Source organism: Micromonospora sp. RTBAU3-60 (genome assembly GCF_054963695.1).
In genome coordinates, this window is sequence record NZ_JBUEGB010000010.1 from 1 (window position 1) to 13,458 (window position 13,458).

At 71.5% G+C, this 13,458-nt stretch carries 12 protein-coding genes; 1 reads left to right on the forward strand and 11 read right to left on the reverse strand.

Going from position 1 to position 13,458, the window contains the following annotated elements; genetic code table 11:
- From ACY34I_RS12240 to ACY34I_RS12290, 11 genes are all read right to left on the reverse strand, one after another.
- Positions 1 to 734: hypothetical protein (locus ACY34I_RS12240; protein ID WP_462754870.1), on the reverse strand; the 734-nt coding region annotated here is incomplete at its 3' end.
- A 220-nt stretch (positions 735 to 954) separates the two neighbouring features.
- Positions 955 to 1,410: an ABA4-like family protein gene (locus ACY34I_RS12245; protein ID WP_462754871.1), complete on the reverse strand. Its 456-nt coding sequence runs from the start codon at positions 1,408 to 1,410 to the stop codon at positions 955 to 957.
- Positions 1,407 to 2,336 carry a hypothetical protein gene (locus tag ACY34I_RS12250; protein WP_462754873.1) on the reverse strand — a complete coding sequence of 310 codons (930 nt, stop codon included), beginning with the start codon at positions 2,334 to 2,336 and terminating at the stop codon, positions 1,407 to 1,409. The genes ACY34I_RS12245 and ACY34I_RS12250 overlap by 4 nt, the downstream gene beginning before the upstream one ends.
- Positions 2,337 to 2,522: 186 nt before the next feature.
- Positions 2,523 to 4,163, reverse strand: coding sequence for a DUF4127 family protein (locus tag ACY34I_RS12255; protein ID WP_462754874.1), 1,641 nt, complete (start codon positions 4,161 to 4,163; stop codon positions 2,523 to 2,525).
- 12 nt (positions 4,164 to 4,175) lie between these two features.
- Positions 4,176 to 4,874, reverse strand: a complete 699-nt coding sequence (locus ACY34I_RS12260; RefSeq protein WP_462754875.1) for an N-acetylmannosamine-6-phosphate 2-epimerase — start codon at positions 4,872 to 4,874, stop codon at positions 4,176 to 4,178.
- A 47-nt stretch (positions 4,875 to 4,921) separates the two neighbouring features.
- Complete coding sequence (locus ACY34I_RS12265; protein WP_462754876.1) at positions 4,922 to 5,821, reverse strand: ROK family protein; 900 nt, start codon at positions 5,819 to 5,821, stop codon at positions 4,922 to 4,924.
- Complete coding sequence (locus tag ACY34I_RS12270) at positions 5,818 to 6,660, reverse strand: carbohydrate ABC transporter permease (RefSeq protein WP_462754878.1); 843 nt, start codon at positions 6,658 to 6,660, stop codon at positions 5,818 to 5,820. The genes ACY34I_RS12265 and ACY34I_RS12270 overlap by 4 nt, the downstream gene beginning before the upstream one ends.
- Complete coding sequence (locus tag ACY34I_RS12275) at positions 6,650 to 7,597, reverse strand: carbohydrate ABC transporter permease (protein WP_462754880.1); 948 nt, start codon at positions 7,595 to 7,597, stop codon at positions 6,650 to 6,652. Before ACY34I_RS12275 ends, ACY34I_RS12270 begins: the two co-directional genes overlap by 11 nt.
- 11 nt (positions 7,598 to 7,608) lie before the next feature.
- Positions 7,609 to 8,889 carry an ABC transporter substrate-binding protein gene (locus tag ACY34I_RS12280; protein ID WP_462754881.1) on the reverse strand — a complete coding sequence of 427 codons (1,281 nt, stop codon included), beginning with the start codon at positions 8,887 to 8,889 and terminating at the stop codon, positions 7,609 to 7,611.
- 22 nt (positions 8,890 to 8,911) lie between these two features.
- Positions 8,912 to 10,507 carry an FAD-dependent oxidoreductase gene (locus ACY34I_RS12285; protein WP_462754883.1) on the reverse strand — a complete coding sequence of 532 codons (1,596 nt, stop codon included), beginning with the start codon at positions 10,505 to 10,507 and terminating at the stop codon, positions 8,912 to 8,914.
- A 39-nt stretch (positions 10,508 to 10,546) separates the two neighbouring features.
- Positions 10,547 to 11,593 (reverse strand): LacI family DNA-binding transcriptional regulator, encoded by a 1,047-nt coding sequence (locus ACY34I_RS12290; RefSeq protein WP_462754885.1) that lies wholly within the window; start codon positions 11,591 to 11,593, stop codon positions 10,547 to 10,549.
- A gap of 464 nt (positions 11,594 to 12,057) precedes the next feature.
- Between ACY34I_RS12290 and ACY34I_RS12295 the strand changes: the two genes are divergently transcribed.
- Complete coding sequence (locus ACY34I_RS12295) at positions 12,058 to 13,422, forward strand: glycoside hydrolase family protein (RefSeq protein WP_462754887.1); 1,365 nt, start codon at positions 12,058 to 12,060, stop codon at positions 13,420 to 13,422.
- Positions 13,423 to 13,458 lie beyond the last annotated feature (36 nt).

A 13,458-nucleotide genomic window follows, 5' to 3' on the forward strand; every position in this document is an offset into this window, starting at 1 on the left:
AGGCCGGTGACGCGCAGGGTGGGCAGGTGCAGCACCGCGCCCGCGGGGACCGTGGGCGGCAGGATGATCGGACAGGCCACCCACGTCCAGTCCCGATACGATCGCGGATCGGGGCGGGTGGGCAACTGCAACCGCAGCAACACCCTCCTGGGGTCGGTGTCGCTGCGTTCGATGGTGGCCTGCTGCCGGTCACACGCGGCCAGCAGCAGCATCCGCGCCACTGCCGGGACGCCTTCCAGCTCGAAGACGTCCACCGGCAGCCGGCCGTGCGCGGCAAGGAACCTGGCAGCCTGCCGCGTGCGGGACTTGATAATGCTGGACGGTAGATGCTCCCCGCCCGGAACCGCCTTGCGTACCTGCTCCCACTCCTGCGCGGTGCGCTGACGCGGATCGGCCGGCCACGTCGCCAACACACCGGAGGTCAGGCCCGCACGCCACCACGCCGAGCGCAGCGCCCGCCCGGCCTGTTCCTGGGCCATGCGCACGATCCGGTCGTTGACCTTCACACCCACCGGCGCGGCGACCGTCCAGCCCAAGCGTCGCAGCGCCATCCACGCATTCGACGGAAGTTTCCGGCCACCCGCGTCGTGTCCGGAGGCCAACACCTCCACATCCGCGCAGTTCCACCGCTCAACCAACAGGCCAGAGACCATGCCCGCCACCAGATCGGCACACCAGCCGATCCGCTGCGCAAGCACCGCCTGCGACAGGACCTCACCGCTCTCCTCGTCCACCCCCGATCGGAGCAAAGCGCGGGCGCAAGCGGTACGGGAAGTCTGGCCCCCAGCCAGCGGTAGTTTTCCGGTCACCGGCTCATCACCTCAACAACGACCCAGAAGAACCCGCGATCACGACCGGCCCACCTCACCGGAATCTCCCCCGAACCAGCCCAAGGCGAAGCGCCACAGTCCACACGGTCAACCTATGATCACCGACGATTCCTAATCAAGTTGGTCAGCCTACGCGCTGCGGTTCGGCGGCCGGAATCGCAGCTGGCTGCGGCCACCTGGCCCGGACGGCGAGGTAGGCGCCCAGGCCGAGCGGCCCGAGCAGGATCGTCAGCACCAGCACCGGAGCCATCACCAGCGCCGGCACCCCCCGCTCCCGGCTGTCGAGCCACGCCCACCGCCCGACGAACAGATCGAACGCGATCATGTGCGCCCAGGCGGCTGCGGCGCCGTCGGCGGTGCCGAGCAGGTCGCGTACGCCGTCCAGGGTGGGGGACGCCACGGCTGGCAGCACGTCGGCGAGCGCTGGGATCACCAGGATCGCGTAGATCACCAGGACCGGTGTCACGATCAGCGGCGACCTGATGATCCGGGCGGTCCACGACCAGCGCGGCAGCAGGATCATCAGCGTCCAGAACGGTGCGGCCAGCGCGAACGTCAGCGAGAACAGGGTGCCGGTCATGCGGCCAGCACCACCTGCGGGCGACGCCGGCCGGCCACGACCGCGCCGGCGGCGGTCGCGGTGGCGAGCGCCAGGGCCGCCACGGCGGTCAGAGTGAGCGCGTCCGGCCGCAGCAGCGGCTGCCCGCGCAGGGCCTGCCAGGTGAACAGCATCGTGAGTGCACCGTACGCGGCGCCTGCGACGACCACCAGCCGCGCCTGGGTGTGCTCGTCCAGTCGCCGGAGGAACCGGCGCAGCAGGATCGCCAGGATCGGCAGCGCCTGCAACGCGTGCATACCCACGAAGTGCCCGATCCGCAGATCCCCGCCGGTGGTGCTCCAGCCGACCAGCGGCAGCCCGGGCCCGCCGTCCGGTACGCCGACGCTGTGCGCCCCGGAGATCCCCTCGAGGCCCGGGGGTTCCTGGCTGGGCAGCACCATCGGTATCGCCACGGCCATGCCGAGCAGGGTCAGGCCGAGGCCCAGCCCGACCGCGTACTTGGCGGCCCGGTCGGCGATCGGCTGACGCACCACCACGATCCCGATGACGAGGTGCGCCATGAACAGCACCATGATCGCCGCACCCATCAGCGCGAACAGGGCGGCGTTCAGCGGGCTGGTCCCGTTGAAGTGGCTGGTCGTACCGCGCAGCACCTGCCCGACGATCACCGTCATCTCCACCACTCCCATGGCGACGATGACGGTGGCCGCCCACTCCGCGACCCGGCTACGCCTCGGCAGCAGGGAGAGCATCCAGGCCAGCGTGGTGCCGTACAGCACGAACGACACGGAGAACTTGAACGGCTTGAGCCAGATCGGCACGCCGGTGAGGATCCGCGAGTCGGCGACGATGCCGACTGCGGAGACGAGGGCGAGCACCGCCATCGCCGCGACGAAGAGCATCAATGGGCGGTGCCAGTGAGCCGCCCGGCGCATCGTGGTTGTCATACCTGCAGATGCTGGTGCGCCGGCATGCGGACTTCGCCCGACCTGAAGCCCCGGCTGCGGCCGGCGGTCGGACCGCTTCCTCCTACCTGGGTAGGAGACGGAAACGTTCGACACCGCTACGATCCGCGCGGTCCCTGGCACCCGGTCGCGCCGGCAGGTGCGTGCCGGCGCGACCGGGTGTGCTGGTCAGGACAGTTGCAGCCGGGGCTCCAGGGTCACCTCGAAGAGCCGGTCCCACGGCAGCTCCACCCGCACCGACTCGACTCCCGCCAGCGTGGCCGTGAACGTCTTCGCACCCCGCCGGCCCAGCACGATGCGGTGCCCGGCGAAGTGGTCGGCGAAGTACCGCTCGGTCAGCGGCACCAGCCGCTCGCGTACCCAGCCGTCGAAGTAGGTCTTCTGCGTAGGCGTGAGCGCGAGCGGGTCCCAGCCCTGCGCCCGGGCATGCGCGTACGCCTCGACCTGCACCACGTTCTTCCACGGGTCGTCCTTGACGAACCGGTAGAGCAGGTACTCGGCGTGCGCCAGGCCCGGCTCGCGCAGGTCCGGCACGCCGTACCCGCTGCCGGAGGAGCGCAGGTGGGCCCAGCGGGCGGTGCCGTGACCGAGCGCCAGCCCGAGCGCGTTGCCGCCGGTGTTCCACCCCGAGTAGGACAGCAGCGCGGCGAGGTCCAGCCGGTTCTCCATCCGCGCGACCAGGTCGTGGTCGGCCTTGTTCACGATCAGCGGGTCCACCACGATCACCGGGGTGCCGGCGGCCAGCAGGTCGCCGATCCGCCCGACGAAGGCGTCCAGGTCGGCGGCCCGCTGCCCGGCCGCAGCCGAGGGGGTGTTCACGGCGAGCACGATGTCCGCGTCGCCGTCCACCACCCGGCCACCGACGGCGGCCACGTGCCGGCGGATGTTCTCCGCGAACGGGATGCCCTCCAGCTGGGCGGTCCAGTCCTCACCCGAGACGCCGGCGTACTCCAAGCGGTAGGTGGGCGTCGTGCCGGCGGCGACCACCCGGGCGACCAGCAGCGCGTCGACCTCGTCGGCTCCGGGGAAGATCTCCACCCGGTCGCCGACACCGAGCTGCGCCACCAGCGCCTCCAGCTCGACCCGCTCCGCGCGGGCCAGGCCGACCGGCGCGGTGTCGTCCTCGGAGAGCACCAGGTGGCTGATGGTGCCGTCGGCGACCCACTCGACCATCAGCCGGTTGACCTGGTGGTTGCGGGCCCGCGCGGCGAGGTAGTCCTCGACGACCTGGTCCGGGATCTGCGCCCGGACGGTGTCGAGCCGGGCCCGCAGCTCCTCCTGCCCGAGGTTGACCACCTGGTCGTAGAGCTTCGCCCACTCGACCAGCCGGTCGCGGTACTTGTCCAGCTCGGTGCCGGTGCTGGTGATCGCGAGCCGCTGGATCGTGTCGTGCACCTCGATCACCGCTCCCGGCCGGGTCGCCCGCAGGTTCCGGATCGCGGCCAGGTTCGCCAGGGCGGCGGCCAGGGTCGGCGCGGCGGTGCGGGAGGCGATCAGACCGCCGTAGGCGAGCATGCTCACCGAGATCACATACCCGTCGACGCCGTCGGTGGCGCCGAGCCAGCGGGCGATGACGGCGCCGTCGCCGGGGGTGAAGAAGCGGCCCAGCAGCTCCCGGGGCGGCAGCAGTACCTGCGCGCCCGCGCTCGCCGCGGTCATCTGCGGGCAGTAGGTGTTGACCGGTCGGTCATCCAACGGCACCAGCGCCACGGTCAGCTGCCGGTCGGCGGCCCCGGCGAACGCCGGCCGGCCGATTGCCACGGTGGCCAACCCGGCCACGCCGGTGGCCAGGAGGGTACGTCTTCTCATCTGTTCTCCCTGTTATCTGGGGGCGCCCGCCGCGCGGGGGGTGGCCGGCACGAGCCGGCGGGTGATCCACAGCGGTGAGGTGACGGCGTTGCCCATCACCACCGCGTGCGCACCGGCCTGGAAGGCCGCGCCGATCTGCTCCGTGGTGCGGTACCGCCCTTCGGCGATCACCGGCACCGGTAGCTGTGCGACGAGTCGCGCCACGAGCCCGAGGTCGGGCCCGTCGGTCTGCGGGCTGGCCGGGGTGTAGCCGGACAGCGTGGTGGCCACGGCGTCCGCGCCCGCCTCGACGGCGGCGACGCCCTCGGCCGCGGTGGACACGTCGGCCAGGACCAGCGCGTCGGTGTGCTCGCGGATCGCGCGGACCGTGTCGGCGAAGGTGCGCCCGTCCGGTCGGGGGCGGTCGGTGGCGTCGACCGCGACGATGTCCGCCCCGGCCCGCGCCACCTCGAGCGCGTGCGCCGCCGTCGGGGTGATGAACACATCCGCCGTGCCGTGCTTGTACAGCCCGATCACCGGCACGTCGACGGCCGCGCGCACCGCCCGGACATCGTCCGGTCCGTTGACCCGCACCGCCACCGCGCCGCCGCGTACCACCGCGGCGGCCACCCGGGCCTGCACGTACGGGTCCCGCATCGGGTCGTCCGGCTCGTCCGGCAGCGGCTGGCAGGACACCACCAGCCCGCCGGTCAGGTCGTCGAGCACGCTCACTTCTCTGGTCCTTCCACTGATCCGGGTACGGCTCGCGCCGTCACCGCCTACTCCGCTGTGGTCATGGCCAGCCGGGCCGCGCCGACCACCACGGCGTCGGCGCCCAGCGCGGCCGGCAGCAGCGGCACGTCGGCCCAGCCCGCGGGCAGCTCCGCCGGGTAGGCGAGCGACGCGGCGGGCAGCAGCGCGCCGGCCGCGCCGCCGGCCACCAGGACGGCCGCCGGGTCGAGCAGGGCCACCAGACCCGCCAGGGCCGCGCCGAGGACGCGGCCGGCCCGGTCCACGACCTGCCGGGCGGCGCCGTCTCCGGCCGCCGCGCGGTCCGCCACGGCGCGCCCGGTGAGGCGTTCGCCGGTCTCGATGGCGTACGCGGCGGCCAGCCCGGTGCCCGACGCGATCGCCTCCAGGTGCCCGTACCGGCCGCACCCGCACCGCAGCCGGTCGGCGCCCGGGGCCGGCAGATGCGCCACCTCACCGGCGGCGCCGCGGGCACCGGACTCGACGCGGCCGTTGCGGACGATCGCCCCGCCCAGCCCGGTGCCGACGGCCACCAGCAGCACATGACCGCGGTCCCGGCCGGCCCCGGCCCAGCATTCGCCCAGCGCCGCGGCGTTCACGTCGTTGGTGATCCGCACCTGTCGGCCCAGCCGCGCGGCCAGCGCCTCGGCGACGGGGGTGCCAGCCCAGCCGGGCAGGCTGTCGGTGGCGTACCGGATGCTGCCGGTCGCCGGGTCGACCGTGCCGGCGGTGCCCACCCCCACCGGCCCGGGCCCGGCCACGCCGAGCAGCCCGGCGGCCAACCCCGCGGCGGCGTCCAGCACCGCCTCGGGCCCGCAGCGGGCGGGGGTGGGCACCTCCCGGCGTTCCAGCACCTCCCCGCCCGGGCCGACCAGCGCGACGACCGTCTTGGTGCCGCCGATGTCGACCCCGACCACCGAGGCCGTCATCCCTTGAGGCCGGTGTGCGCGAGGCCCTCGACGAACTGCTTCTGCGCGATGACGAACACCACCAGCACCGGCAGCGCCGTCATCGACGCCGCGGCGAGCTGGACGTCCCACATCGGACCGCCGTAGGCGTCGACGAACTGGGTGAGCGCCTGGGGCAGGGTGAACTTCTCCGGCGAGGAGAGGAACACGATCGGCTCCAGGTACAGGTTCCAGCTGTGCAGGAAGGTGAAGATCGCCACCGCGCCCAGCGCGGGCCGGGACAGCGGCAGGGCGATCCGCCAGAACGTGGCGAAGCGGCCCAGCCCGTCGACCCGGGCCGCCTCCTCCAGCTCACCGGGGAGGCTGATGAAGAACTGCCGCATGATGAACGTCGCCAGCACGCTCGGCGCGCCGAAGATCGGCACCAGGATCAGCGGCCAGTGCGTGTTGATCAGCCCGAGCTTGAAGAACATCTGGAACAGCGGCACGATCGTCACCTCGCTGGGGATCAGCAGACCCGCGAGGACGACCAGGAACAACACGTTCTGGCCGCGGAACCGGATGCGCGCGAAGGCGTACCCGGCCAGCGCCGACACGGCCAGGGTGCCGACGGTGACCACCAGCGCGATGTAGAGGCTGTTGAGGTACTGCTGCCCGAACGGTTGCAACTCGAACACCCGCTGGTAGGCGTCGAGCCGCGGGTTGACCGGCAGCAGTTGCGGCGGGAAGGCGAAGATGTCCGCCACCGGCTTCAGCGACGAGGTGACCATCCACCAGGTCGGGAAGACGAACGGGATCGCCAGGACCAGCAACACCCCGTAGAGCACGAGCTTGGTCCGCCGGGACAGGTCACGATTCATGGAAGACCCACCTCTTGCGCATCTGCCACTGCAGCACGGTCAGCGCGAGCACGATGGCGAACAGCACGATCGACAGCGTGGCGCCGTAGCCGAAGTGGTGGAACTGGAACGCCTGCTGGTAGAGGTAGTAGACGAGCACGGTCGTCGAGGTGCCGGGACCGCCCTGGGTCAGCACCGCGATCTGCGCGAAGACCTGCAGCGACCCGACCACCGTGATGATCGAGGTGAGCAGGATGGTCGGGCTGATCAGCGGTACGGTGATCCGCCAGAACTGGCGCATCCGGCTCGCCCCGTCCACCTCCGCGGCCTCGTACAGCTCCGCCGGCACGCCCTGCAGGGCGGCCAGGAACAGCACCATGTTCAGGCCGACGTTCTTGAACACCTGCACGACGATGACCGACAGCATCGCCGTTCCCTCGCCGCGCAGCCAGTTCGGCCCGTCCACACCCAGCGTGTCGAGCAGGCCGTTGATCCCGCCGTTGTCCTGCAACAGGAAGCCCCACACGATGGTCCAGGCCACCAGCGAGACCACCACGGGGGAGAAGAACAGCGTGCGGAACAGGATCGTGCCCCGCAGCTTCTGGTTGAGCAGGACGGCCAGCAGCAACGCCAGCCCGAGGTTCAACACCACCAGCCCGACGGAGAACAGCCCGGTGGCCCGCAGCACCGCGCCGAGGTTGGGATCGTCGGCGAGGGCCGCGTAGTTGTCGGTGCCGACGAAGTCGAACGTCCCGGCCAGCACGTTCCACTCGTGCAGGCTGTACCAGACCACGAGGACCAGCGGCAGGATCACGAAGACGGCGCTGCCGAGCAGTTGCGGGGCGACGAAGAGGTAACCGGTGAGCTGGTCCCGGCGGCGGCTGGTCCAGAACGGCCGGGCCGGGCCCAGGGTGGGCCCGGCAGCGGCCGGGCCCACCCTGGTGTCCGTCTGGGTCATGATCGTTGGCCTTACTTCGCCAGCAGCGGCTGGATCTTGGCGCAGACGCCGTCGAGTACGGCCTTGACGTCCGCGTCCGGCTTCCACAGCGGGTCCAGGCCGGCGCGGACCTGCTGGCTCAGCTCGGCCTGGCCCGCGTGGCTGGGCTTGACCACGCCGCTGGTGATGCCGTCGATGACGACCTTCTGCAGCTGCTCCGGCTTGAGCTTCGGGTTCGTCTTCGCGAGGGTCTCCGCGGTCAGCTGCGACTGCCGCGGCGGCGGGAAGAACTGGGCGAGCTTGGCCGAGTTGGTGGGGTTGGTGAAGAACGCGAGGAAGTCGGCCGCCTGCTTGGCGTGGGGGCTCTTCTTCATCACCCCGACGCCGGCCTGGCCGACCACCGCGTACGGCCCCTTCGGACCCGCGGGCAGCGGAACCAGGTCCCAGCCGAAGCCGCCGTCCTTCAGCAGCGAGGCGCGGGAGATCTGGGTGACCGTCATGGCCGCGTCACCGGCGAAGAAGTCGGCGGTGGTGCCCGGACCGGGCAGCGCCTTCGTGGTGAAGATGGCCTTGTGCAGGGCGGTCATCGCATCGACCATCTCCGGGCTGGCGAAACCGCAGGTCTTGCCGTCCTCGCTCCACGCCTGGGCGCCCCACCCGGTCCAGAAGGTGGACAGGTTGTCCCAGCCCTTGTAGTCGAAGTCCCGGATCACCAGGCCGGCCTTGCCGGTGGCCTGCTGCGTGGCGCCGGCGGCGGCCAGCGCGTTGTCCCAGGTCCACTGCCCGGCCGCGATCAGCTCAGCCGGCGTCTTCTGCCCGGCCTTCTTCAGCAGGTCGGTGTTGACGAACACCCCGAACGGCGAGGTGGAGAACGGGTACGCGTAGAGCTTGCCGCCGTTCTGCCAGAGCTTCAGCGTGGCGGGGGAGAGGTCGTCGTACTGGTAACCGTCGGCCTTCTTGAGCGTGTCGTCCAGCGGCAGCAGCGCGCCGGAGGCCACGAAGTCGGGGGCGGAGTTCTCGAACACCCACGCCAGGTCGGGCGCGTTCCCGCCGGCGATCTGGGTGGTCAGGGTGGTGGTGTAGTTCTCGAACGGCAGCGGGTCGAACTTGATCTCGGCGACGTCCGGGTGGCTCTTGCGGTACTCGTCGGCGATCTCGTTGAACAGCTTCAGGTGCGCCTCGTTGGCCGACCAGACGGTCATCCGCAGACTGGCCGGACCCTCGTCCTTCGCCTCGCCGCCACCGCAGGCGGACAGGGCGAGGACGCCGGCCAGCGCGGCGGCGACAACAGCCAGACCCTTTCCTGGTTTCACTATCTTCTCCTCACCGGGGGTTTCAGTAGCCCGCGATCTGCGGCCAGCGGCGTTCCACGCCGGCAGCCGAGACGCGGTCGGTGAACTCGGCCAGCAGGCGGGGGGTGCCGCGGACCGCACGCGGGGACTCGCCCCGCGTCAGACAGAAGTCGGCGAGCAGGCCGGCGACCTCGCCGACGTTCCACTCGACGGGGTGCAGCCGGTAGCTGCCGTTGGTGATGTGCGTGGTGCCGATGTTCTTGCCGGCCGGCAGCAGGTTCTCCATCCGCTGCGGGATCAGCGCGCCGAGCGGGATCTCGAACGGGCAGGAGCCGACGTCGATGTAGTTGTCGCCGCCGGTCGACGGGTGCAGGTCGATCCGGTACATCCCCACGCCGACCGAGTCGGGGTAGTGCACCGCGCCGTGCTCACCCCGCACCGCGAGGGAGAGGTCCTGCTCCACCACCGTGTACTCGGCCCGGATGCGGCGCGACTCCCGGATGTAGGGGGCCTGTGCCAGCCCGTCCGGGCTGCCGGTGACGTCACCGCGCAGCCGCAGGCCGGGAAACCCGGTGCCGCCGTCCGGCCGCGGCGCCTCCGTCTGCAGCCAGTAGAGCACCGAGTACGACAGCTCGCGGGCCTTGGCCAGGTGCCACGACGCGTTCGGCACGTCGATCACCGGGCCCTCGAAGTAGTCGATCATCGGCCAGTTGACCAGCGTGATGTCGCTGCCGTACGCCCCGTCGGTGAAGTTGCGCCGGGCGGCGATCCGCCGGAACGTCCACAGGTTGCCATCACCGGGGTTGACCCGCTGGTCGGCGTTGACGCTCAACGGGTCGTCGTCCGGGTTCGGGGTGAAACTGCGCTCGACGATCTCCAGCGTGCGCGGGTGCGGCGACCGCCACGACAGCAGCCGGTCACCCCAGAAGTCGGGCTTGTAGTCGCGCCAGAAGTCGTACCCCGCGGGGCGGTCGATGGTGTGGTCGCCGTCGACGTGGTCGAGGGCGAAGCACACCGACACGGCCTGCATGTTCATCGGCTGCGCCTCGGCCGGCGCGCTCGGCTCCCCGGTCTCGGCCTGCGACTCGAACCCGGTGACGTACTCGGTGCCGGTCAGCGGCAGCAGCTCACCGGTCTCGGTGGCGTCCAGGACGTACGGTGCGACCACGTCGATCCGCTCGTCCCGGTCCCGGTGCGCCAGGGTGACGCCGGTGACCCGGTCCCCGTCGGTCGCCGCGGCGACCGGCCGGTACGGCTGCAGCACCGTCAGCCGCCCCGACCCCCGGTACGGCGCGAGCATCTCCTCGAGGACGGCGACGGCCACCCGGGGCTCGTGGCAGAGCCGGCTCACCCACCCGGCCCCCGGGTTGAGGTCGGTCCAGGCCCGGGTCCGCTCGGTCAGCGGGTAGTGCCGCCGGTAGTAGTCGCGGATGCCGTTGCGCAGAGCCCGGTAGCTGGCGGTCGCGCCGAACTGCTCGATCCAGGAGTGCTCGTCCGGCGGCACGGCCTGGCTGGTGAGCTGCCCGCCGAGCCAGTCGAACTCCTCGGTCAGGATGACGGACCGGCCGGCCCGGGCCGCGGCGAGCGCCGCGGCGACCCCGCCCAGTCCGCCCCCGACGACGAGGACGTCCGCACGCATCTGTACCACTTGCTTCCTTCCAGTTGCGCGGTCGACCGCTCAGCGGCGGTCGACCGCCGGATCAGGGGTGCCGAGGGTGTTGCCCTCGACGAGTTCGCAGGGGAGAAGTCGCTGCTGGAGACCGGCCGCGCTGCCGTCGATGACGCCGGTCAGCACCTCGACCGACTGCCGGCCCATCTCCTCGCGCGGGATGAGGAACCCGGTGAACGCGATGTCGGTGGGGACCGGGACGGTCGGATCGCCGAGGGTCACGATCGACAGGTCGCCGGGCACGGTCAGCCCGCGCCGACGGGCGGCCGACTCCAGCGCCACCGCCGTGGCGAAGTCCTCCACGAACGCCACGGTGGTCCCGTCGGCCAGCAGGTCGTCGAGGCACGCGTCGGCCTCCTCGGCCACCGCGGACACCTGGCGCGCGCTCTCCGCGGTGGTCGCGGCGGCCAGATACCCGCGCCGCCGGTCCTCAGAGGACTCGGCGGTGCTGCCCATGCCCACGTACGTCAGGCGCCGGTGGCCGTGCCGCAGCGCCAGCTCGGCGAGCCGGTTCACCGCCGTGGCGTAGTCGGCGCCGACGTAGGGCACCGGTCCGCCGGCGTCGTCGCGGCGTCCCACGGCGACGTACGGGTATCCGTCGCGGTTGAGCCGGTGCAGTTCCGCGCCGTCGACCTCGCGTCCGAGCAGGATGCACCCGTCGGCCAGGCGCAGCCGATTGTCCTGGTGGAAGATGCGTCGCCGGCCGTCGACCACCGGTGCGCTGGTGAACAGCAGCAGATCGCAGCCGACCCGCTCGGCGTACTCCTCGATGCCGAGCAGGAACGGGTGGAAGAAGTCCCGGCTGCCGCTGGGGAAGGCGGGCTCGTACGTGAAGACGCCGATGATCCGGTTGAACCGTGAGGCGAGGCGGCGAGCCACGGGGTCCGCGGCGTACCCGGTCTCGGCGATGACCCGCAACACCCGGTCCCGGGTCTCCGGGGCGATGCGGATCTCGGCGTCTGCCCGGTTGTTCAGCACCAGCGACACGGTCGCCTGACTGACACCGGCCAACCGCGCGATGTCACGTTGGGTGACGCGTCTGGGGGGAGCGGTCACGACGGGTCCTTCCGGTGCGGCTAATGCGTATTAGCGCTCGGCGTTGGGAAGGAGCCTGGCGTGGCCGGCCGGCCCGTGTCAAGAGGGCGAACGGAGATTTCGACGGGATGAACTCCCTGAAGTAATGCGCATTAGCGAGAACCGCTCCCGACGACGCGCCGCCCCGGGCACCGGGGATGCGCTCGGTGCCCGGGGGAGTTGCGGCAACCTCTTGACAGGAGCCCTCCTCGGCGAGCAACATTCGAGAAACATAGATGCTAATACGTATTAGCGCGGTGGCCCCGGGTGGGGCCACCGACGTTCGATGATCCATGTGTTCTTACTGAGAGTTACGCACGCCGCCCGGCGCCCTGCCCGGCCGGCGCGGAACGCCACGCCCGCGACAGCGGCCCTCGTGCTGTCGTCGCGGTGCAGCGTGCCCGGCGCGCCCAACGCCCGAACGAACCGACAGAAGGGGAAGACGCATGACGAGACCACCCGCCCCATCATCCCGACGTGCTGTCCTGGCGACCGCCAGTGCCGGCCTGCTCGTCGCCGCCATGACCGGCGCCGCGCCGGCCGCCGCCGACCCCGGCCTCGACTTCCCCCAGTTCACCTACGTGGGCACCGCGTTCGACAAGAGCACCCTCGCCTACAACCCGACGAACGAGTTCATCTTCCCGAGCGTCATCCGGGCCGCCGACTACTTCCCGAACCCGCTCGGCACCTACTACCTGTACTACGCGCCGCACGAGCGTCCCGGTGGGATCGCCCTCGCCTACTCCGACTCGATCAACGGCCCGTGGACCGAATACGACGCCAACCCGCTGATCAGCAACACCTGGCTGCCGTACTACTCCACCGTCAGCCACATCTCCTCACCGCACGCGGTCTGGATCGAGGGGGAGCGGAAGCTGTTCCTCTACTTCCACGGCGAGAACTCCATCACCCGGTACGCGACCTCCGACGACGGCATCCACTTCAGCTACGGCGGCACTGCGGTCAGCCGGAACGAGACGACCGGCGGCGAGACGTCCTACGCGCGGGTGTTCGAGCAGTCCGTGCCGCGCCTCGGCACCCGGTACCTGATGGTCTTCATGGACAACCCCACGGGCGGGGCGCCCGGACCGACCGGGCCGGTGTCCCGGCGGATCCGCTGGGCGGTCTCCAACGACGCCCGCACCTGGACCATGCAGCCCGAACCGATCGTGACGCCGCAGGGCGACGAGGGCCCGAACGCCTCCGGGCCGTTCTTCCTCCGCTGGAACGACCGCAACCTGGTGATCTACCACGCCGCCGACGGCAACATGCACGCCGTGGACGTGGGGGAGGACTTCGACCAGGAGATCCACCTCGGTGTCGTGCACGACTCGATGACCGCCGCCCCCGACCTCGGCCGGTCGGCCGCGCCGACGTTCTACTTCGACGGCCGGACCGCGCACATGTACTACGAGGCCGGTGGCCGGCTCACCGCGACCATCGGGCACGCCACCGCCACCCTGGCGAACCCGCTGCCGGTGCGGCAGCTCGACTGCGCCGTGGACCGGCCGGTCCTGTGGCCGCCGAACCACGAACTGGTCGACGTCAATGTAACCGTGGACCTGCACGACGGGGTGCTCGGCCCGAACGCGTTCGCCCTGACCGGCGTGACCGGCGGTGACGCCGCCGACATCAGCGGCTTCGCCGTCGGTGTGCCGGACACCAGCGGCCAGCTGCGGGCCGAACGAGCCGGGAACGGCGGAGACCGGGTCTACCACCTGACGTACACCGGCCACGACGAGATCGGACGCCCGGTCGGATGCACGGTCACCGTCACCGTCCCGCACGACGAGAGCACCGACGCGCGCTGATTCCGCGGGCCCGCCGGCACACGGCCGTCCAACGGC